Annotated in this window: 18 protein-coding genes; 7 read left to right on the plus strand and 11 right to left on the minus strand. The window is 40.5% G+C overall.

Translation table 11 applies throughout. The features are described from left to right. Nucleotides 1-9: 9 nt before the first annotated feature. From CLV38_RS04230 to CLV38_RS04240, 3 genes are all read left to right on the plus strand, one after another. A complete protein-coding gene (locus tag CLV38_RS04230) occupies nt 10-1,155 on the plus strand; it encodes an ABC transporter ATP-binding protein (protein WP_106191970.1) in 1,146 nt (381 codons plus the stop codon). Continuing rightward, entirely contained in the window at nt 1,152-1,892 is a 741-nt protein-coding gene (locus CLV38_RS04235; RefSeq protein ID WP_106191972.1) for a glycerophosphodiester phosphodiesterase, read from the plus strand. Before CLV38_RS04230 ends, CLV38_RS04235 begins: the two co-directional genes overlap by 4 nt. Nucleotides 1,893-2,070: 178 nt before the next feature. Then, nucleotides 2,071-2,754 (plus strand): DNA/RNA non-specific endonuclease, encoded by a 684-nt coding sequence (locus CLV38_RS04240; RefSeq protein WP_106191975.1) that lies wholly within the window; start codon nt 2,071-2,073, stop codon nt 2,752-2,754. Between the two features lie 45 nt (nt 2,755-2,799). Here CLV38_RS04240 and CLV38_RS04245 read toward each other — a convergent pair whose 3' ends face one another. Together CLV38_RS04245 and CLV38_RS04250 are read right to left on the minus strand one after the other, a co-directional pair. Next, on the minus strand, nt 2,800-3,189 hold the full coding sequence (locus CLV38_RS04245; protein ID WP_106191977.1) for a hypothetical protein: 390 nt from the start codon (nt 3,187-3,189) through the stop codon (nt 2,800-2,802). 309 nt (nt 3,190-3,498) lie between these two features. Next, complete coding sequence (locus CLV38_RS04250) at nt 3,499-4,908, minus strand: ISLre2 family transposase (RefSeq protein WP_106191980.1); 1,410 nt, start codon at nt 4,906-4,908, stop codon at nt 3,499-3,501. A 161-nt stretch (nt 4,909-5,069) separates the two neighbouring features. Between CLV38_RS04250 and CLV38_RS04255 the strand changes: the two genes are divergently transcribed. Both CLV38_RS04255 and CLV38_RS04260 read left to right on the plus strand, forming a co-directional pair. Next, a complete protein-coding gene (locus CLV38_RS04255) occupies nt 5,070-5,606 on the plus strand; it encodes a GrpB family protein (protein ID WP_106191982.1) in 537 nt (178 codons plus the stop codon). Between the two features lie 40 nt (nt 5,607-5,646). Continuing rightward, nucleotides 5,647-6,105, plus strand: a complete 459-nt coding sequence (locus tag CLV38_RS04260; protein ID WP_106191985.1) for a DUF6557 family protein — start codon at nt 5,647-5,649, stop codon at nt 6,103-6,105. Between the two features lie 16 nt (nt 6,106-6,121). Here CLV38_RS04260 and CLV38_RS04265 read toward each other — a convergent pair whose 3' ends face one another. Beyond that, entirely contained in the window at nt 6,122-6,613 is a 492-nt protein-coding gene (locus CLV38_RS04265) for a GNAT family N-acetyltransferase (RefSeq protein WP_106191987.1), read from the minus strand. 176 nt (nt 6,614-6,789) lie between these two features. Between CLV38_RS04265 and CLV38_RS04270 the strand changes: the two genes are divergently transcribed. Further along, nucleotides 6,790-7,680, plus strand: a complete 891-nt coding sequence (locus CLV38_RS04270; protein WP_245920537.1) for a polysaccharide deacetylase family protein — start codon at nt 6,790-6,792, stop codon at nt 7,678-7,680. Nucleotides 7,681-7,821: 141 nt separating this feature from the next. Here CLV38_RS04270 and CLV38_RS04275 read toward each other — a convergent pair whose 3' ends face one another. After that, nucleotides 7,822-9,252, minus strand: coding sequence for a hypothetical protein (locus tag CLV38_RS04275; RefSeq protein WP_106191991.1), 1,431 nt, complete (start codon nt 9,250-9,252; stop codon nt 7,822-7,824). A gap of 499 nt (nt 9,253-9,751) precedes the next feature. On the opposite strand from CLV38_RS04275, the gene CLV38_RS13855 reads away from it, so the two are divergent. After that, nucleotides 9,752-9,886 carry a putative holin-like toxin gene (locus tag CLV38_RS13855; protein WP_211295418.1) on the plus strand — a complete coding sequence of 45 codons (135 nt, stop codon included), beginning with the start codon at nt 9,752-9,754 and terminating at the stop codon, nt 9,884-9,886. A gap of 748 nt (nt 9,887-10,634) precedes the next feature. Here CLV38_RS13855 and CLV38_RS04285 read toward each other — a convergent pair. The 7 genes from CLV38_RS04285 to CLV38_RS04315 form a co-directional block, all read right to left on the minus strand. Then, complete coding sequence (locus tag CLV38_RS04285; protein ID WP_106191993.1) at nt 10,635-11,417, minus strand: hypothetical protein; 783 nt, start codon at nt 11,415-11,417, stop codon at nt 10,635-10,637. Nucleotides 11,418-11,419: 2 nt separating this feature from the next. Next, the gene (locus CLV38_RS04290; RefSeq protein ID WP_106191996.1) at nt 11,420-12,205 is read right to left on the minus strand and encodes an SMODS domain-containing nucleotidyltransferase; all 786 of its coding nucleotides are present in this window, start codon (nt 12,203-12,205) and stop codon (nt 11,420-11,422) included. Nucleotides 12,206-12,425: 220 nt separating this feature from the next. Further along, nucleotides 12,426-13,982: a glutamine-hydrolyzing GMP synthase gene (gene guaA / locus CLV38_RS04295; protein WP_106191998.1), complete on the minus strand. Its 1,557-nt coding sequence runs from the start codon at nt 13,980-13,982 to the stop codon at nt 12,426-12,428. Between the two features lie 36 nt (nt 13,983-14,018). Next, complete coding sequence (gene guaB, locus CLV38_RS04300) at nt 14,019-15,500, minus strand: IMP dehydrogenase (RefSeq protein ID WP_106192000.1); 1,482 nt, start codon at nt 15,498-15,500, stop codon at nt 14,019-14,021. Nucleotides 15,501-15,955: 455 nt separating this feature from the next. Beyond that, nucleotides 15,956-17,479 carry an ABC transporter permease/substrate-binding protein gene (locus CLV38_RS04305; RefSeq protein ID WP_106192003.1) on the minus strand — a complete coding sequence of 508 codons (1,524 nt, stop codon included), beginning with the start codon at nt 17,477-17,479 and terminating at the stop codon, nt 15,956-15,958. Next, nucleotides 17,479-18,447, minus strand: coding sequence for an ABC transporter ATP-binding protein (locus CLV38_RS04310; RefSeq protein WP_106192005.1), 969 nt, complete (start codon nt 18,445-18,447; stop codon nt 17,479-17,481). Before CLV38_RS04310 ends, CLV38_RS04305 begins: the two co-directional genes overlap by 1 nt. 157 nt (nt 18,448-18,604) lie before the next feature. After that, on the minus strand, nt 18,605-19,945 hold the full coding sequence (locus CLV38_RS04315; protein ID WP_106192008.1) for a dihydrolipoyl dehydrogenase family protein: 1,341 nt from the start codon (nt 19,943-19,945) through the stop codon (nt 18,605-18,607). Nucleotides 19,946-20,164: the final 219 nt, after the last annotated feature.

The following is a 20,164-nucleotide window of genomic DNA, read 5'->3' on the forward strand; positions in this document are numbered from 1 at the left end:
GCAATTAAAATGGCAGAAGTGAAACTGAGGCAAGTCACTAAACGATATGATGAAGACACTGTCGCAGTCAAACCATTGGATTTGGATATCAAAGATAAAGAATTCATCGTATTCGTCGGTCCTTCCGGCTGCGGTAAGTCAACGACACTCAGAATGATAGCTGGCCTTGAACGGATTTCTGATGGAGGCTTGTATATCGGACGAGATATTGTCAATCATCTGGCACCTAAAGACCGGGATATCGCAATGGTCTTTCAGAACTATGCCTTGTATCCAAACATGACAATATATGACAATATCGGTTTCTCTCTAAAAATGAAGAAAATAAAAAAAAGTGAACGTGACGAACGGGTTCGGGAAGCAGCGGGAATTTTAGGGTTATCAGATTTTCTGGATAGAAAACCAGCCTCTCTTTCCGGTGGGCAGCGCCAGCGTGTTGCTCTAGGAAGAGCCATGGTCCGTAACCCCAAAGTCTTTCTACTGGATGAACCCTTGTCCAATCTGGATGCAAAGCTGAGAGTCGCTATGCGGGCCGAAATCGTCAAGCTGCATCGGAAACTGGAAACTACCTTTGTTTACGTGACACACGATCAGACAGAAGCTATGACCATGGGAGACCGGATCGCTGTTTTGAATGACGGTTATTTAGAACAAATTGATACGCCCTTCAATGTGTATGAATACCCGGAAACCAAGTTTGTAGCTGAGTTTATTGGCAGTCCGCAGATGAATGTATTTGAAACGGAACTAAGAGGGAACACCATTAAATTGAATAATAAGTCAACACGGCTGGGTAATGGCGTAACGAGTCGATTAGGACTACAGCTCAGTGAGCAGGCTCAAACCGTGTACGCAGGCATTCGACCGGAAGCCTTTCAGCTGGTAGATGAAGCTGATGCAGATACAATCAGTGTTGTTGTCGAAAATGTGGAGAATATGGGAAGAGATACCTATATTTCCGTTTCGATAGCTGAGAGAGAGATCCCGTTGATTGCACGTATTCCATCCGAAAGCACCGTTATGATTGGGGACACTGTCCAGTTGAAAGTTGACGGGAATAAATGGCATGTATTTGATCGACAGACGGAGCGTTCACTTTTGCGTTCACCTTTTAAAGCCTTCAGCCAAAGGAGAGAGGAGAGTCTCATATCTTGAAAACTTTAAATCTCGCGCATAGAGGATTCAGCAGTCAGTACCCGGAGAATACGATGATTGCATTTGAACAGGCTTATCAGGCAGGTGCAGACGGTCTGGAGCTTGATGTACAACTCACAAGAGATGGCGAAGTCGTTATTTTCCATGACAAGATGATTGACCGGATGACAAATGGATCAGGTACCCTATCAGATTTGACGCTGAGAGACATTAAGTGGGTTTCGATAGATGGGTTGATGCAGGATGGGTTGCCCAGGCAGAAAATTCCTACACTGGAAGAGTATTTAAGCTGGGTACACGATAAAGACTTTTTGACTAATATTGAACTGAAAACCCCAACTGGCGAAGATATCAGACTTGAGCGTAAAGTGCTGGATCTTGTTTCTCATTATGGAGTAGAGGACAGAATCATTATCTCTTCTTTTCACCGACTAAACATGGCTCGTGTGAAAAAACTGCGACCAGCCATTCAGACGGGGTTGCTTGTTCCGGGATGCAATGACCACATTCTTAAGTTAACGAAAGAACTGGGAATGGACTACATTCATCCACACGCACTGAGCTTGGATGAAACACTTATCGAGCATGCCCATCACTTTGAATTGGGTGTCAACACCTGGACAGTCAATGAACTGGCCGATCTGGAAAAAGTAGCCATTGATGGCATTCACGCTGTCATAACCGATTTCCCCGACCGATTGAAACTAGTTCAAGACAAACGCATCAAAGTACTCTAAATTTATCCCCCCTAATTCAAGCAGTGAAGCGTCCTTGACATGCGCTTTGCTGCTTTTTAATGTGATTTGAAGTTTGAACGGGTGTTTGCTTTGTTGGAAAAACCTGTTATGATAGAAAGTGTGTACTTATCTTAAACACAGGAAATAAGTAAAGTAATGACATAGGAGTGGTGTTTACATGATACATAAACAATTAGTAACGGGCATGATGGCGTTCATTTTTCTGCTGACTGGATGTGAATTACTGGGAGACGCCTCTGTAAATACAGACAACATACCAGGACCAGACGATTTGCCGCTGGATACCGTTTATATTGAGGTGAATGACAATATCCCATTCTTTACCAATGAAGAGTTAGAGGTCAGTGAACCGTTCCATACATATGCGCCTCTGGATGATTTGGGACGTGTAGGAGTTGCAGACGCCTTGCTGGATATCGACTTAATGCCAGCCGAACAGAGAGGATCAATCGGGCATATCGAACCGACCGGATGGATTCAAGGAAATTATGAAATTGTCTCAGGAAACTGGCTCTACAACCGCAGCCACCTTATTGGACATCAGATGACGGGCTACGACGGCCGTGACAATCTGATGACTGGCACACGTCAGTTTAATGTCGAAGGCATGCTGCCATTTGAAAACTTCGTTGCTAATGTCGTTGAAGACAGAGAGATGCAAGTCCGTTACCGCATCACACCGCTGTTTGAGGAGGACAATCTTTTATCACACGGCATTTTGATGGAAGGCTTCTCTGTCGATGATGACGGCGAAACACTGACCTTTAATGTCTTCGTTCCGAATCAGCAGGACGGGATTGAACTGGATTATGAAACAGGGGACCATGAATTGATAGAGTAAAAAAAGCAAACATCTCTTAAAAGAGCATGTTTGCTTTTTTCATAATTAAGGTGCTGATTTTTCATTTACCTTTTTTAATTTGTATGAATCAACTGACCTAAGTAAAATAAAGAAAAGGATGATTGCCAGAGAGAGACTGAAAATTCTGGCAGTGCCATCATAGAGAGTAGCCAATGGGACAAACGCTAGTGCCAAACCTAGTAGCCAAAGCATGGCTGGACCATTGGTAATTTCGATATAATCACCATCATTTACTATAAGAGTGTTGCTTTTACCGTTAAGCTGCTTTATCTGAAGTTCTGATTGTTCCTTTGGCAAAGTGATTTCTTTTTCTTCCCCTTGTACGATCTTCGTGACTTGTTCATCGTTTACCCAAATTTTAAATTTAAGCAAGGCTCCAGCCACTTCAGTATTGCGTTTCAATGTAATCGCCATTTCTGAACCTACTCGTTATAAATAAGTGTAACATATAGAGGAAGAATCATCAGGGGCTACGGACAAGAAAAACGGCTCGCCTTCCTAAGAATAGAAGACGAGCCGCATAATGTGTTTTCTAAAAAGTGTACCCATTTCTTATTACTATTATATCATACAAAAAAGACGATTATCAGACTGCCATTTCAAACGTATGTGTAAAGTTATTGTCGGAAATATATTCTAGAAATTTAAAAACGCTGATTTTAGTTTTTATTTTTTACTAGCTTTTTGCTCTTCGAGCTTTTAAAAGGAAGGGTGGAGACCTTTCTATTTAAACAATTTTACTAACTGCCCCATCGGACTTGAAGAAGAGCTGTAATTGGCTATTTTGCCCATTTTAACACCGATAGAAGGGGTATGTCTTCCTTTCTTTAATACCGCTCTTACAGCGCCTTTAAACTCCGGCTGGAGTTCTGCTAAAAAGTCAGGGATTCTGTCTGTTAATGCTTTAAGATACGTCCCATTTTTTCGGGCAGAGATTATCGCAGCCACATTGCCCGCGCCTTTAGCGGAAAACCCTCGTCCTTGTCGCTTCATGCGATAACTGTAAGGTCGATGGTTACTTTCACAAATGCCCAGTCCTTTACTTACAGGTAAATCCCTCAGAGTCATTGGTTTTAGGCTGTCCCAATTCCTATGTAGGTAAGCTTTTAATTTATTGAGTCCTTCCAGATACTCTGATGCTTTTTCATCATTAAAATTGATGCGACTTTCAGCTGTGGTTAGACAAACGTCGACTAAATCATGATCATAAGCTCGCACAGCTGCCCTCGTTTTCTTTTCCATCTCTTTATCAAAATGCATACGCTGTTTGATCTTCTCATTGACATGATACGTATCTCTAAAGTGTTCATGTCGTTGGCATTGTCCAATTATTTGGTGAAATCTATCCTTCCCATAACCACTGCCTCCGTCACTATTTGAAATGACAATAGTTTCCCGAATATCATAGGTCTTTTCTAGCCATAGGCTAGTTCGCTTGAATGCCTCTTCACTTGAGACAGTGCTTTCAAACAGTTGGGAATTTTTGAGGACAGGTCGCTTTTGTTTGCCTTTATATTCGACCCCTTCATGGAACTGAACACGATGAATTTCGGGACGCTTCTTTTCCCTGCCTTTTGTAAGCATTAAACCGTCACCTTCAATAAACAAAACAGGAACCTTTTTCTTATCCTTTTGGGGCGTTTCGTCTTGAAGAGGGATTTCCTCTGTCCACTCTTGAATAGCGCCTCCGATTTTTTGGGTGATCGTATGAATACTGGTATGACTTAACGAAAAGTTTGTTAAGAGATTAATGGCATCCGCTGCTTTTCTATAGGCACCGTCAGAAGCCAGTTGAGCTACTTTCATTTCCACCAGTGGAGACTGTCGAATCCTTGGTTTCAAGCCTATGGCTTTATCAAAAGGGATCACACTTTTCTCGCCTGCTTTTTTCATGCGATGTCGTATGATTTCAACAATTCCGAAGGATAATTGAAGGGTTCGACAGGGAACACTATCTATTTCAAACCCCTGTTGTTTATACTCGTGAACCAGTTCTAAGTCAACCTGTTTAAACGCAGACTGAAGCAACTCTTGTATTACGTTCTGGAAGAATGTTTCTAAAGCTATTTCTGTTTCTAAAAGTGTGGTTGAATCCTTTAATAGTTTAGCGATATCTGTTATAATTTCATGCATAAGAAGACCTCTTTCTCTAGCGTTGTCGTTATCTCTAGATTAAGGGTCTTCTTTCTTTTTGTCTAGATAGACTGTTTCCCCTACCGACATTTATTTTACACATAGATTTCAAACATCAGCAGGCTATACTTAAGATATCCAGATAAGGAGAGTGTTTAAATATGGGACTTGGTTTGAAACGAAATGAAGTTAGATTAGTATCCCATGATGCAACGTGGGGTAAGCTGTTCCAGGAAACGAAAAAAGATTTAGTGGAAAACACTGAGTTTAAAGAACACCAAATCGAGCATATCGGAAGTACAGCGATTAAAGATATTCAAGCTAAACCGATACTGGATATGCTGGTTGGCGTTCAGTCTATGGACAGGGATCTTACTCCGCTGGAAAAAGAATTGAGAAGCTGTGGGTTCTACCGCCTTAAAGTAGAAAAAGAAAATGAAGTGGTCTTTGCTAAATTTACAGATAAGACCTTTGAAGTTAAAACCCAGTATATTCATTTAACTCCCTATCAAGGAGAGCTCTGGAATAACCTGATTTATTATAGAGATTATCTAAATGAGAACGAAGCAGCTAGAAAAGAATACGAACAATTAAAAGTTGGCTTTGCCTCTAAACAGAACGAGGGGATAGAGGCGTATACTGATATGAAAGAAACTTTTGTGAAGGCAGTATTAGCTACTAGAGAAAAAGATGCTTAATGGTATACTAATGAAAAATGAATAGTGAAGGATGAGGCGCATGAAAAGTCTAGGAACAAGTTTGTCAGATACATTGAGATCCTCTTTGAAGCTATCGATTGCGGACTATATTCAACGTGAATTTATGACAACCCAATCGATTGATGAAGTTCTCGGTCATTTAGAAGTACTTCAAGACACAATTGGAAAAGTTCCTGAGGGGATGGAGTCTGAGTATATTGTGCAAGTTGAACAACACGAAGAATTAGATGAGGGGAAAATGTACTTTGGATTATCCCTAAAAAAGGCTGAAGATGACGCATTATACGCCATTTCATTTGTTCCATTCGACGAGCTATTTCGTTATGCCGTTACAGGTTATGAAGAAAATGCCAAAGTCGTAGGGGATATCATATGGGATGTGACATTTGATGGCTGGACTCAGGAGCAGCAAGCTGAACGCATCGACGACTTTCAAGAGCGTATCGATAGTGAAGATGGCGAAGTCGACCTGTTCTGAAAAAAAGTAGTGGATACTACAAGTCTCGCTTCATAGTCCAGGACCCACCGTCATCTTCGTAGACTTTTTCGAATCCGGCTTTTTCATATAGCTGTAATGCCAGTTTATTATGTGGATTAACACTTAATGATAGTGCTGGGTAGCCTTTGGTGTGGGCTAAAGTTACCATTTCAGAGAGCAGATGTTTCCCGATTCCCTGACCTCTATAGTCGGTAGCGATGGCCATGCCTAGTTCAGGTGTTTCGTCATCAATGTATCCATATCCGGGATTAGTTGAATTAAAGACCCTTATCCAAACAGCTCCTAGTGGGTTATTCTGTTCATCTTTAGCGATCAAAGCATGATCATCAGGATTCCCCCAATTCTTTAAGTATTTCTCGATGGCTGGTTCTTTGAGTATACCCTGACTAAAAGCCTGCTCTCCTATGGGCACGTATAAAGACTGATACAGCATTTCCCATAGGAAAGCTGCCTCTTTGTTCTCAACGGGTTTGATGGAATAATTCACAGAGGATCCTCCTAAAGTAGTCTTATTAATTAATTCTACCTCTTTTGATTAATAAAATGCACTTAAACCAGAAAAAAAATGCCCGGAACACTTAGTAAAGGTACACTAATCTTATAAGACTCGTTAGACGTTTACACGACATCAGAAAATAATCAGGAGGTCATTCGGTGAAAACAATGCTACTAGCTATGATGGTTTTAGTCATGACAGGCTGCGCGAACGAAGCTGCCAATACTACATATGATGAGCCTGAAGAATTAACAGATAATGAAGAAATTGCGAATGAAGGGCAGATTAATGATGACGCTGATGAATCAGAAGAGGATGAGGCAGCTGGAGAATCAGCTCCTGATTATGAGCAATTAAAACAGAAGGTTGTTGAACAATTTGAAATGGCATCTCCAACAGTCTGGGGAGAAAATATAGACGGAGTCGTCACTGAACTTAACACTGATGATAAAGTCGTGGCCTTAACTTTTGATGCATGTGACGGCACGCCGGACTCTTATGATGAAGAGCTGATCGATTTCCTGATTGAAGAGCAAATACCGGCAACCTTATTCATCAACGCCCAATGGATCGAAGAAAATAGGGAGGTTTTTACTGAGTTAGCTGATAATCCACTTTTTGAAATAGCCAATCATGGTTACTATCATAAGCCCCTATCAGTATCGGGAGAATCCGCATATGGAATCATGGGAACGGAAAATGTGGAAGACGTATTTGATGAAATCTATAAAAATCAAGAGCTTATTAAAGAAATAACAAATGAGACCCCTCAATACTTCAGATCCGGAACGGCTTATTATGACGATGTTGCAGTAGACATTATTGAGGAACTAGGATTAACTGCTGTGAACTATAATGTCTTAGGTGATGCAGGTGGGACTTTTAATGAAAGTCAAATCGTCCAAGCTTTTGGATCAGCTCAAGAAGGTTCCATCTTTTTATTTCATATGAACAAGCCACATTCAGACATCAGTAATGGAGTAAAAGAAGGCGTCCAGATGTTAAGAGAAGAAGGATATGAGTTTGTACAGCTTGGAGAATATGATGCTCATTTTTGAGTAACAGTATAGCTAGTGAGTGGACATATGCGTGTTAAAAAACATCTAGTCAGGCAATTGAACTGCTGACTAGATGTTTTTTTTAATATCAAATGGTGCACTTAATTCAAATGGGATTTAAAAATTATAGAAAGGCTACTCTTAAAGCAACTCCAGGTTGACGTTTTCTGCATCAGCCCAGCGTTTGATTTTCCCAAGATACTGTTCAAGATGATCTTTGTCTTTGAAGGCAAAAGATCGCTCCATACCCTGTTCTGTTCCCATTCTGATTTTGAAGCGGTTCTTTTTCCGGTCGATACTGAGTTTGCCGATTTGTTCAGAGTAGACGGTCGATAATCTGGTTATGGTTATTTCCCCTTTTTTAAAGGCCACCGTCATTTTAGAAATCTCTAAACGCGGTAGTACAAAGGAGAGCAGTAATAGAATAAAGCCGAAAATAAACGAAATGAGTAACAGTAATATCAGCTGTCTAGTGAAAAACAACCAAATACCTGCTCCGAAAAAGACAAGCGCCGTATATAGTGACCCTGTTCCAAAGTTTCTGTACGTTAACTGGCAGTCAAAAGGTTCTGTGCCTTTTTTCTCCAGGGTTCTGTGTGCAGTCTCTTTAGCAGACATTTCTAAAAGTGCTTTATTGTGCCTGTGACTATCAATGAAGCCTTTCTTTAATTTTGCTCTATAACCAGGCACCAGCATGGCGAGGGACTGTTTCAATCCAAAGAAATAGATTACTGGAAAAGCAAAGACCATTATATTAAAGGTCAGAATAAAGACAATAATGGCTAAAGGGAGGTAGAAGTAGAACATAAACTGGCGTAAGTACTCAATGAGGAAGACATTCCCTTTTTCAAGTTTAGTTAAACTGTCGTTTGTATAATCCACTTCACTTTCGTGCAGCATATCGCTATTTAAACGAATCAGATCTGGTATGGGGGTCGTTTTATCTATATCGTCACTGACCCATTCAGTAAGCTTATACACTAGGGATTCAAGATACATTTTTTCAACTCTAACTTTATTCCCCTCTTCATTAATCGGCGTTCTAGGTAACCGTTGAATTTCCTGATAACGCTCTTTGTAGCCTTCCCAAAAAGTCATGAATGTTTGGCGGACCATTCTAGCCTCATCAATGGGTATTTCAGAATAAGTTTTTATCGCTTTATAGGCATCCCACAAGCTAGCTAAATGAGTAAGATTTTGTTCAGAAATCGGTTGTGTGACCACTTCAGTTGTGCTGTTCATTACTCCATCATCATCTTCATAAGCCGTGAACGCATTGCGAAGTCCTTCTATATAAAAGTCTAAAGAGAGATACAAGGTTAACTCATGCAGTTCAGAAATCGTTTGGCTGTCCTTCACTTCTTCAAATGCGCTATTGAATACAGCGTAGGTCGTAAAGAAATCAGCGACTTTATCTCCGCGATTCCCGATGACTCGGTATGTGCATTTTTCTCCAATAATTGGTTTTGTAGCTTGGATGGAATGCATATCAATGCGTTTATAAGGGTATTGTTTTCTTTCTTTTCGACTGACAGGACTAATTAGATCAAGTGACAGTTTATTCTGTTTCATGTTATCCTCCTTAGTTGAAATAGAAATGAATGAGTAAGTTAAATCTGTTTATGTAATGTCAAAGTTGGACTAATCATTTTATAGGGGTCAAGCATGACTATATGGTCTTCAAAAGTAAGTTTTAGTGGCTTAGTACACTCTATAAAGATAACACACTATCCCGGTGGGGAAAACTGAATTGACAAGAAAAGAGTCCTTTAGACACTAAGGACACTTCTGTATACTGAAACTGAAAATTTTAACATGATAGGAGATAGTGTAGTCTATGTTTTTATTTTGAGATTTACAATACTGCTCCTTTTATTGACCAATAGTTCATTTTTTAAACTTAGACTGCTTAACTGATTTATTTTGTATAATTATTTGATTATTAAGAGAACTTACGTTTGCCTAAAAGTGGTTTGTGTAATATAATAATAATTGCAAGAAGTTGAGTCGGTGGCTAATCTAAAAATGGGGGGTGGTGCTTATGTCAAAGTAAGGACTTCTACCAGAGAGGATAAGCCTTTTGTCTGTTGCTGAAGCAATGGCATTGATGATCAGTTTCGGTTCTTTAATCGCGACGATTATCCTTGGCATCATTCAAGTAACAAAAAAAGACAAAAAAAATAACCGTCCAACTTTAGCAGGTTAACGGTTATTTTTTAACTGTTTATACTAAGCTGCCATCTTTAACGGCTTGCAGGAAGTCCTTGTTACCAGCAAGGGCTTCTTTCTATTCCCATTTAACCATTTTTCGCATGAAAAGTAAAGTTTTAGTCTTTATGCGGTCGATATTAGATAAGATCTGTCATAGAAAATGATTTGATGAAAAGAGACAGTTACTTTACAGCTAAAATAAAGTCATTGAAACTTGTATAGAATAAAGTGATAACCAAGGTAAGATGCTACAGTTTTATTAGTGAAATACTTAAAAGAATCAATACAGTGGAAAGAATAGCGGCATTGGACAGCATCATAAAATGGGTAGGAACTATAAGTGAAAGATTTTAAAGAAATAAAGAGTTACATTTCAAAGAAAAATATAAATTTTTTCTATATATCTTTCGTATTTTTTTATAAAAGCATAAATGCCTAAAATCAATAGAAATATGGTGATTAAAAGCATGACAAACAAACTAAATTCTAAGAAGAGGGCAATGTTTTCGAGAATGTAAGAAATAATTTCAGTATACAATATTACTACTCCTCTTTAATATTTAACGAAATAAGCTAACTATTAACTTTAAAATTTATTTTTCTAATAAGAACTCAATAGAAGTAGTTGCTAATAGATAGATATTTATAATTAATTGAAAAGTTAAGATGAGCCAAGAAATTTAATCCAAATAGCTAAGTTTCCTGTCATTAAATTTTTACTCCTGTAGTAGTTCGGTAAGAATTTAGTACTGAGTTTCATTTTTTCTTCCGCTTTTATAAAATAAGCTTTCTTTTTGTAAACTATCCCACTGACTAGAAAGAGTAGGGTTTAACTGATTAAAAATTTTTGAAGAAAGTTTTATCCTGTGACTCCCTTTGATAATTTCATATTCAGCAGAAAGACTTAGCAAACGAATTGTTTTTTTGTCAGAATAATGGTTTTCCGTTATTAGACTATGATAGAAATCTTCATAAAGCCGGTTGATTTGACTGATAAAAATTAGAAGACTCGCCAATCCCAAGATATAAGTCCCCGAAAAAACTAATTGAAAAATCAAAAGTAGCATTTCAGTCCCAGCAAAAACATTGAAAGCAATGAAAAGAACGCTTAAAGATATTAGTACTTTTATTGCTTCATTTAACACCATTTTTTTAGCAATATTTATTGTGAAGTAAATACTCTCAAAATTATTTAATAAAAACTTTTCAACAGACGGACTTAATTTATTATTATAGTAACCGTCTGTCATGTCTATCGTGGTATTTATATCAAATGAATTATCAATATTGGATTTCCTTCTAGTTCTTTCTGCATTTGGAAAAATAATATTGTCGTCAATCCATCCTAAAACGATATTAACAAAAGTAGCAATAAGCTGAACAACAATAGTAATTAAAAGAAATCTTTCCGAAGTAATTATTGATAGGAGAGCTCCGATTGCATTAATAATAAAAGAGTAACTAACTATTTTCTTGATAATAGAAGACCAAGTGTAGTATTTTTGTACATCATCACGTTTGCTCATAATTAATCACCTGGAAATACTTCTTTAATTTTAATTTCAGCAGCATACAATTTCCCTTCTTTCTCCAATGTTAAAGCTTGATTTATTTTATCTATTGCTAAATCAAAACGATAGCTGCTATTATATGTTCTAATTGTTTTCAGCCCTTCCTTTACATAATCTGAATAACTTGAACAGAAGAAGTATGCAAGTCCCATTTCTTCTGCGGTTTTCTTTTCTAATCCAAAAGATGCTAATTCTCGATAATTCTTTTTAATATTCCAATATTTCAGTAGTCGAATAATTGGTTTCATCTTGTAATTATTGTTTTTATTACACTCTACAAGAGTATCATCGAATGATTTTGGATGAGTGAGCATCCAAGTAGAATAACTTTTAGGTATGTTGTAAGTGTCATTACTCCAGGAATAAACTTTATTTGCTGGTACCAGTTCAAACTTGATATGGTTTAACTCCAAAACAATAGTGGGACTTGATTGGTATACTTCTGAAGTGCTATATTTTGCAGATGCGAATCTTTTCAATTTATCCAAGAAAGTTTGCGGTTTGAAATTATGTTCGTTCTTAAAAATAACCATAACATCTACATCCGATTTTTCGTCAAAATTTCGAGGTAAAATTGTTCCTCTTGAGTAAGAACCAAACTTGATAATGTCAACAACTTCACTTCCAAAATAACTTTTTAATCTGATATTTAATGTTAAAATCGAGAGAGTAATAGAATCCTTTTTACTATCCCTGATTACCAACTCATTTGATAAAGTTGATAAATAACCATCTACTGTCATTATTTAACCCTCCTAAGTATGTATATTCTAATTATACTATAATTAAGAGTGTTATATTAGAATATATAAAAAAGCCACATTTAATGTGACTTTTTTATATATTCTATTTTTCTGGAAGAAAGTTTGGCAAAAATTATTAAAATACAACTAGAAAATAGCTTTGCCATAATTCTTTAACCCATAAAAATCAGCATTAATATTTAATTTCTATTGTAAACTTTTACTCCCACTCAACAGTAGAAGGTGGCTTGCTCGTAATATCATACACTATACGGTTGACGTGCTTCACTTCGTTTACGATTCGGACAGATATTTTCTGCAGGACGTCCCATGGGATGCGGGCGAAGTCTGCAGTCATGCCGTCGATTGAGGTTATGGCACGGATGCCAATAGTGTAGTCATAGGTTCTAGCGTCACCCATGACACCCACACTCTTGAAGCCAGGCAGGACCGTGAAGTATTGCCAGATGTCGCGGTCTAAGCCGGCTTTTTTGATTTCGTCACGCAGAATCGCGTCACTTTCTCTGACGATTTCCAGTTTTTCTTCGGTAATATCGCCGATGACTCGAATGCCTAGACCAGGTCCTGGGAAGGGCTGACGCCAGATTAAGGCTTCAGGCATCTCCAGTTCCAGTCCGAGTTCACGGACTTCATCTTTGAATAAGGTATTTAAGGGTTCGATCAGTTCAAATGTCATGTCATCAGGTAATCCACCTACATTATGGTGTGATTTGATGGTTTGTGCAGTGGCTGTGCCACTTTCGATAACGTCGGTATAGAGTGTACCTTGCGCTAAAAAGTCGATGCCGTCTAGCTTCAATGCTTCATCATTGAAGAGGTAGACAAATTCGTTACCAATGATTTTACGTTTCTGTTCAGGATCGGATACACCTGCAAGTTTATTCATGAAGCGGTCTTTTGCGTCTACACGAATCACGTTCAATCCAAATTTGCCTTCTAAGCTGGCCATAACTTGGTCGCCTTCGTCTTTACGCAGTAAACCGTGGTCTACGAAGATACACGTCAGTTGGTCTCCGATGGCTTTGTTTAATAAGACACCTACGACACTTGAGTCGACTCCGCCAGATAAACCAAGCAGGACTTTACGGTCACCGACGAGTTCTCTGATTTTCTCTACTTCCATATCGATGAAATTCTGCATGGTCCAGTTGCCTGAACATTCGCAAATGTTAAAAGCAAAGTTACGCAGGATTTCATTTCCGTTTTCAGTGTGACGCACTTCCGGGTGAAACTGTACGCCATGGAAGTTCTTTTCTGTGTTTTGAATCGCACTGATTGGGCAGTGGTCATTTGATGCCGTAACAGTGAAGCCTTCTGGACTTTTAGTAACGTAATCACCATGACTCATCCAGACGTTTTCTTCTTCTGAAAGGGTAGTGAACAGACCAGCCGTGCGGTCTTGTACACTGATTTCAGCTTTACCGTATTCACGGTTTTTACTGGGGCTGACTTCACCGCCAAGCATGAAGGTCATCAGCTGCATGCCGTAACAGATACCTAAAATCGGGATACCTAAGTTGAAAATCTCAGGATCGATCGAGAAGGCTCCATCATCATACACACTCATCGGTCCACCTGAGAAGATGATCCCTTTGACGTTCATGCCTTTTAGTTCTTCAGCTGTCGTTGTATGAGGAAGCAGTTCAGAGTAGACACCGAATTCTCTTATGCGGCGTGTGATCAGCTGGTTGTACTGGCTTCCGAAATCTAAAACGATCAGTTTTTCTAGTGTTGTCGTATCGATTATTGTGGTCACTCACTTCACATCTTTTCTCAATAGATTTATGGTTAATTAACGCATAGAATAGTTTGGTGCTTCTTTAGTAATTTGAACATCATGTGGGTGGGATTCACGTAATCCGGCTCCGCTCATCTGAACAAATTGGGTCTCTTCGCGTAGTGCCTGCATGTCTTTAGCACCGGCGTAGCCCATACCTGAACGCAGTCCGCCAAGCATCTGGAAGATGACTTCCTGCAGGCTTCCTTTGTATTCAATGCGGCCTTCGATGCCTTCTGGAACCAGTTTATTTGCTTCGTTTTTTGAATCCTGGAAGTAACGGTCACCAGAGCCTTGTTTCATGGCGCCTAAGCTGCCCATTCCACGGTAGGTTTTGAAACGACGACCCTGGAACAATTCGAATTCACCTGGGGATTCGTCCGTTCCGGCAAGGAGGCTTCCGAGCATAACGGCGTGTCCACCAGCAGCTAGGGCTTTAACGATATCGCCTGAGTATTTGATTCCGCCATCTGCGATGATGGGTTTGCCGAATTCTCTTGCGACAGTCGCTGAGTCATAAATGGCCGTGATTTGAGGGACGCCAACACCGGCAACGACACGTGTTGTACAAATCGATCCGGGACCGATCCCGACTTTCACGACATCAACGCCTGTTTCGAAGAGGGCACGTGTGCCTTCAGCGGTTGCGACGTTTCCGGCAATCAAAGCCACATCAGTAAACTCATCACGGAGTTCTTTTACTTTGCGAATAACGCCTGCACTGTGTCCGTGCGCTGTATCGATAACAATAACGTCAACACCAGCATCAATAAGGGCCTGAGCACGCTCAAATGAGTCGCTGGTCACACCTATAGCTGCGCCGACTAGCAAACGGCCGTGTGAATCTTTCGCTGCGTTTGGAAATTCAACGACTTTTTCAATATCTTTAATGGTAATAAGCCCGCTTAAACGACCATTATCATCAACAATCGGCAGTTTTTCGATTTTATGTTTCTGAAGGATTTTTTCAGCTTCTTCTAAAGAAGTACCAACTGGCGCAGTGACTAGATCGTCTTTTGTCATGGCTGTGCTGATTTCTTTAGTGAAATCTGTTAAAAAGCGTAAGTCACGGTTCGTTAAAATACCAACCAGCACGCGGTCGTCCATGTTATTGACCAGCGGAACGCCACTGATACGGTAACGAGACATCAATTCTTCTGCATCCGAGATCAGATGATCGGGGGTCAGGTAGAATGGGTCGATAATAACCCCGTTTTCTGACCGTTTAACTTTGCGGACTTCCATAGCCTGATCTTCAATCGACATGTTTTTATGAATGATGCCCAGTCCACCTTGTCTGGCCATGGCAATCGCCATACGTGAATCCGTAACGGTATCCATACTCGCACTCAAAACAGGTATCGTCAACTTGACTTTATCTGTCAGTTCTACACTTAAATCCACATCGTTTGGAAGGACATGACTCTCCTGCGGCATTAATAGTACATCGTCAAAAGTTAACCCTTTTTTAGCAAATTTCGTTTCCCACTGTGACATTAAACAAAATCCTCCTTTAAGATTGGTGTTTCGGCCTGATAATTTTAAGGATTAGTGTATCAAAGGGAACGGTGAGAATCAAATGGTATTTTCAATTATTTTTCATTATGAGATGATTATAAGAATGGGCCTAAACAGGGAAGAAATATAAAGGGTCCGAAACTCGGTCATATAAGGATTGAGCAGCTTATGCCGATTACTGGAGAAAATCCCGCAATATAAATTCTAATCAAATTCTAATGATTGATTCTGTGATTCCAGCTGAGAACGTTCAGCTTTAAGACGGTAAAACACGAATGATCAGGGGCTTCTTTCAGATATATCAGGATAAACACGAACAATAAAGAAAAAGCAGGGAGGCCGACTGAATCAATAACGTTCAAAAATGACTCCGTTAATGATCAGGCGTTCACCTGCTTTTTCTATAGATGATTTAGTTTGCTTATACGATACTTTTATTCGTTTTCAAGTAACCCTTGGTCGGTCAGGAAGTCACGGGCAACATCTTCAGCCGCTCGGCCGTCAAAGGCAACCTCATAGTTCATTGACCGCATCTGGTCATCATCGATGAGTCCGTCCAGTACTGAAAGGATCTCCTCAATTTCAGGATATTCTTCGAGTAAAGCGTTCAGCATCAGTGGTGCGCCCTGATAAGGTGGGAAGTTGCCTAAGTCATCTTCCAGAACGACTAGATTATATTCTTCGATTTCTGCATCCGTGCTGTAAGCATCAATTAAATTGATGTCGCCACGTTCGATAGCCGTGTATCTCAGTTGAGCATCCATTGTTGTGACACTTCCAAATGAGATCCCGTACATTTCCTGGATACCAGGATAGCCATCTGACCGGTCGGCAAATTCAAGAGTGAAGCCGGCACTGACCTGATCCGTTACGTTTGCCAAATCTGATATGGTTTCAATATTATTTTCTTCTGCGAATTCTGACGTGGTAGCCAATGCGTAGGTATTATTAAAGGCCATTGGATCCATAAGCGTCATATCATATTCTTCATAGATTCTGTTTCTGGCTTCTTCGTATACATCTTCTTCGCTTGTGCCAGGTTCAGGCACGACATCGAAGAAAGTCGTCAGCACGGTACCCGTAAATTCTGTGTATATATCGATTTCTCCAGATCTCAGTGCATTAAAGACAAAGTTGGTCTGTCCGAAATTCGGTTGAACGCCAGCTGTAATGTCACTTTGATCCTCGATCAGCAGCTTGTATATGTTCATGAGGACTTCAGGTTCGACACCTTGTTTACCAGAAATCATAATGTCTTCGTCTTCACCAAAGAAGAACGGTGCGGCTAGGAGTATCAAAATGACGGCTAAACCTGTCCCCATAATAATCGCTGTTTTTCTCAGAGACGTTTTCTGGAAATAGCGTAAGAGCTGGTCAAAGACGATTGCCAGTAAAGCAGCCGGGATGGCGCCTAACAGGATCAAGTTATTATCTCCACGGTCGATTCCGAGTAAAATCAGGTTCCCAAGTCCACCGGCACCAATTAGTGCGGCAACGGTTGCTGTTCCGATAATCAGCACCATAGCGGTTCGAATACCAGCCATAATGACTGGCAAGGCAATCGGCAGCTGTACTTTTCCAAGTTTACGCCAGCGACTCATCCCCATTGCGTCAGCGGCTTCGTTCAGTGATGGATCAATGCCAGTCAGACCCGTGTAAGTATTTCTTAAGATAGGCAGTAAGGCATATATAATCAAGGCAGTCACTGCCGGGACCGTTCCGATGCCCACTAGTGGAATAAGCAGGCCAAGAATTGCCAGTGATGGAATCGTCTGGAAAATAGCGGTCACCTGAATGATCGGCTCGGCGATGCGTTTACGGTCCATTAAAAAGATCCCTAATGGAACAGCTATGAGAACAGCAATTACGAGTGAGACAAAGGACAGTTGCATGTGTTCGACAAGGGCAGTTCCTAAATCGCCACTTCGCTGCTGGAATGTGTTAAATAATGCAGTCATCAGGCTGAAACCTCCTTATCCGCTTTTAGATCATTGGCTAAATAATGGACCAGATGATCTCTCGTAATGATTTTTTCCTGGTCCTCTATTTCACTGAGAACCTTCACGGACGAGTGGTCAGACAGCAAAAGAATAAGGTCATTGACCGGAGCATCAGACGCGATGGTTGCTGTGAAGAGAGACTCACCTGTCGAATAGAAGTCATGATCGATAAAGTGCTGTACGGTTTTTTCTTCTTTGTAATGAGGAAGACCTGTTTGTAGAAATTCTTTAACAAAGTCACTTGCCGGATGCTTCAATATCTCTTCAGCGGTGCCGACTTGTTCAATTTTCCCGTGATTCATCACACAGATACGGTCACCCAAATTGATGGCTTCCTGCATGTCGTGCGTCACAAAAACAACGGTTTTTTTCAGTTTATGCTGAAGCTCAACCACGTCTTTTTGCAGATTGTTTCGACTGATCGGATCGAGAGCACTGAACGGTTCATCCATTAAGATGATATCCGGATCAGCTGCTAATGCACGAATAACGCCGATACGCTGCTGTTCACCACCAGATAATTCCGAGACTTGGCGGTCCCGATATTTTTCAGGGTCCAGACTGACGGTATCCAGTAACTCCGTAACCCGATTTTTCATATCTTCTTTAGACCATTTCTTCATTTCTGGGACGATCGTGATGTTTTCTTCCACCGTCATATTTGGGAACAAAGCGATCTGCTGCAGTACATAGCCAATATTCCAGCGCAGTTCCTGCAGGTCGTAATCACTGATTCTTTTCCCATCTATTCTGATCGTTCCGTCAGACAGATGAATCAGCTGATTGATCATTTTTAAAGTTGTTGTCTTTCCACTTCCGCTGGGGCCAATCAGAACAAAAAACTCGCCCTCTTTGATTTCGAGTGAAAAGTCTTCAACGACAGCAGTACCATTGTACCGCTTATAAACTTCTTCAAAGCGTATCATGTCGCTTCCTCCTCATTTTCTATTTTTTAAGTATAACAAATTTGTTACAAAAGCTTGTAATCATATACTCACGGGTTGTTATTGTAAGAAAACAGATACATTTTTTTACAAAAAAATCCCCTTCCTTAAGCCTTTACTCTTAGGAAGGGGACAGGTGTCAGGAATAGATACTGGCTAGGTCGCTGCCGATGGACGGGTACGCGAAGACCATTTTAGACAGGTCAGCTGCAGGTATCTTCCGGTCAATCAGAAAAGCCAGGTAATTAATCAGTTCATCTGCTTTATTGTTAAGACATGTTGCTCCAACTAACAAACCTGACTGTTTATCTGTGATGACTTTAATTTTTGACACAGGTTCATTTGACCGACTGTAGCTGAACCATTTCGTTGCATCGATATCAGTCTGGTCAAACCTGTCCGGGTCGTCTCCAGCTTCTTTTGCGCTCACACCGACTTGAGCCAGTCTGGGGGTGGAGAAGACAATGGTCGGTATGCTTGGATAGGCTATCGGCTCAGTGGTTTTATCTGTCAGGTATGAGAGTAAATAGGCCGATTCAAAACTGGATACGGGCGTCAGGTTCGGCTGCTTTTTGGACAAGACGTCTCCCAGTGCGAAAATGGTAGGGTTACTGGTCTGCAGGTACTCATTTACCAGTATGCCTTTTTTATCACCTTCAACACCAGCATTTTCAAGCTTCAGTTTTTCTGTGTTTGGAATGCGTCCAGTAGTCCCAAATACCAGGTCAGTTGTGAGCTTGAAATCTGCCTCATCGCATAGCAGGTAACCTTGATCGGTCTTGTTGATTTCAGCGAGATCAGTGTTCAAGTGAAACTGGACACCTTTTGATTCCAGTTCAGCCATAACAGTTCGGACATAACCCTGATCGTAAGCCTTCAGAGGGGAGTCATTATGCTGGATCACATGAACATCTGCACCGGCTGCGTTAGCAATAGCGGCCAGTTCGAACGAAATGTACCCCGCCCCTACAAAGGTAATGGTATCAGGCATTTCTGGAAGAGAAAGAAAATCATCACTGGTCAGGAAGTGTTCTTTTCCCGGTATGTCCAGCAGCGACGGGCGTGCACCTGTTGCGATTACAAACTGGCTGGCTTTCAGTGCTCTATCACCCACTTTAATCGTCTTCGAGTCAATAAATTCAGCCGTTCCTGTGAACGTTTCGGCTCCTGAAGAGTCCAGTCCTTTTCTACTTTGTTCGGATACTGGATCGGTGAAAGTCTTTTTAAAGGCCATCAATTCTGGCCAGTCGATTGTTGGGCTGTTCTTTATTCCTTTTCCATTCAACTGATTTGCTTGATCCAGTGCTTCTACGGCAGACACCAGAACTTTTTTTGGATCACACCCTCTGTTCGGGCAGGTGCCACCCCATAGATCTTCTTCAATAATCGCGACCTGTTTGTCCTCGGTAGCAAGTCCGGAAGCGATACTTTTTCCAGCAACTCCACTACCAATGACGATGACATCATACACTTTTTCCATTAAAACCAGTCCTTTCAATAGTAAGTAGTCTTATTGTGACGGTTATTCGTTTACGGTCCATTACCTATCTAACTCGAATACTAGCACTCGCCAGTTCATTCATAAAGTGGAACGCATTCGCTGACTTTTTTTCTATAGCGATAGAGAGTTAAAGCGATATTTTTTTAAATATAGAACCAGTCGAGCAGGGAGCATTTAATCAAATCTTAATGTAGGGTA

The organism is Alkalibacterium olivapovliticus (assembly GCF_003003275.1).
GTDB lineage: Bacteria > Bacillota > Bacilli > Lactobacillales > Carnobacteriaceae_A > Alkalibacterium > Alkalibacterium olivapovliticum.

Bases quoted from the DNA above. Each gene is read 5' to 3' on its own strand.
- CLV38_RS04230 (WP_106191970.1), top strand. From the start codon at position 10: ATGGCAGAAGTGAAACTGAGGCAAGTCACTAAACGATATGATGAAGAC.
- CLV38_RS04240 (WP_106191975.1), top strand. From the start codon at position 2,071: ATGATACATAAACAATTAGTAACGGGCATGATGGCGTTCATTTTTCTG.
- CLV38_RS04245 (WP_106191977.1), bottom strand. From the start codon at position 3,189: ATGGCGATTACATTGAAACGCAATACTGAAGTGGCTGGAGCCTTGCTT.
- CLV38_RS04250 (WP_106191980.1), bottom strand. From the start codon at position 4,908: ATGCATGAAATTATAACAGATATCGCTAAACTATTAAAGGATTCAACC.
- CLV38_RS04255 (WP_106191982.1), top strand. From the start codon at position 5,070: ATGGGACTTGGTTTGAAACGAAATGAAGTTAGATTAGTATCCCATGAT.
- CLV38_RS04260 (WP_106191985.1), top strand. From the start codon at position 5,647: ATGAAAAGTCTAGGAACAAGTTTGTCAGATACATTGAGATCCTCTTTG.
- CLV38_RS04270 (WP_245920537.1), top strand. From the start codon at position 6,790: ATGCTACTAGCTATGATGGTTTTAGTCATGACAGGCTGCGCGAACGAA.
- CLV38_RS04275 (WP_106191991.1), bottom strand. From the start codon at position 9,252: ATGAAACAGAATAAACTGTCACTTGATCTAATTAGTCCTGTCAGTCGA.
- CLV38_RS04285 (WP_106191993.1), bottom strand. From the start codon at position 11,417: ATGAGCAAACGTGATGATGTACAAAAATACTACACTTGGTCTTCTATT.
- CLV38_RS04290 (WP_106191996.1), bottom strand. From the start codon at position 12,205: ATGACAGTAGATGGTTATTTATCAACTTTATCAAATGAGTTGGTAATC.
- guaB (WP_106192000.1), bottom strand. From the start codon at position 15,500: ATGTCACAGTGGGAAACGAAATTTGCTAAAAAAGGGTTAACTTTTGAC.
- CLV38_RS04305 (WP_106192003.1), bottom strand. From the start codon at position 17,479: ATGACTGCATTATTTAACACATTCCAGCAGCGAAGTGGCGATTTAGGA.
- CLV38_RS04310 (WP_106192005.1), bottom strand. From the start codon at position 18,447: ATGATACGCTTTGAAGAAGTTTATAAGCGGTACAATGGTACTGCTGTC.
- CLV38_RS04315 (WP_106192008.1), bottom strand. From the start codon at position 19,945: ATGGAAAAAGTGTATGATGTCATCGTCATTGGTAGTGGAGTTGCTGGA.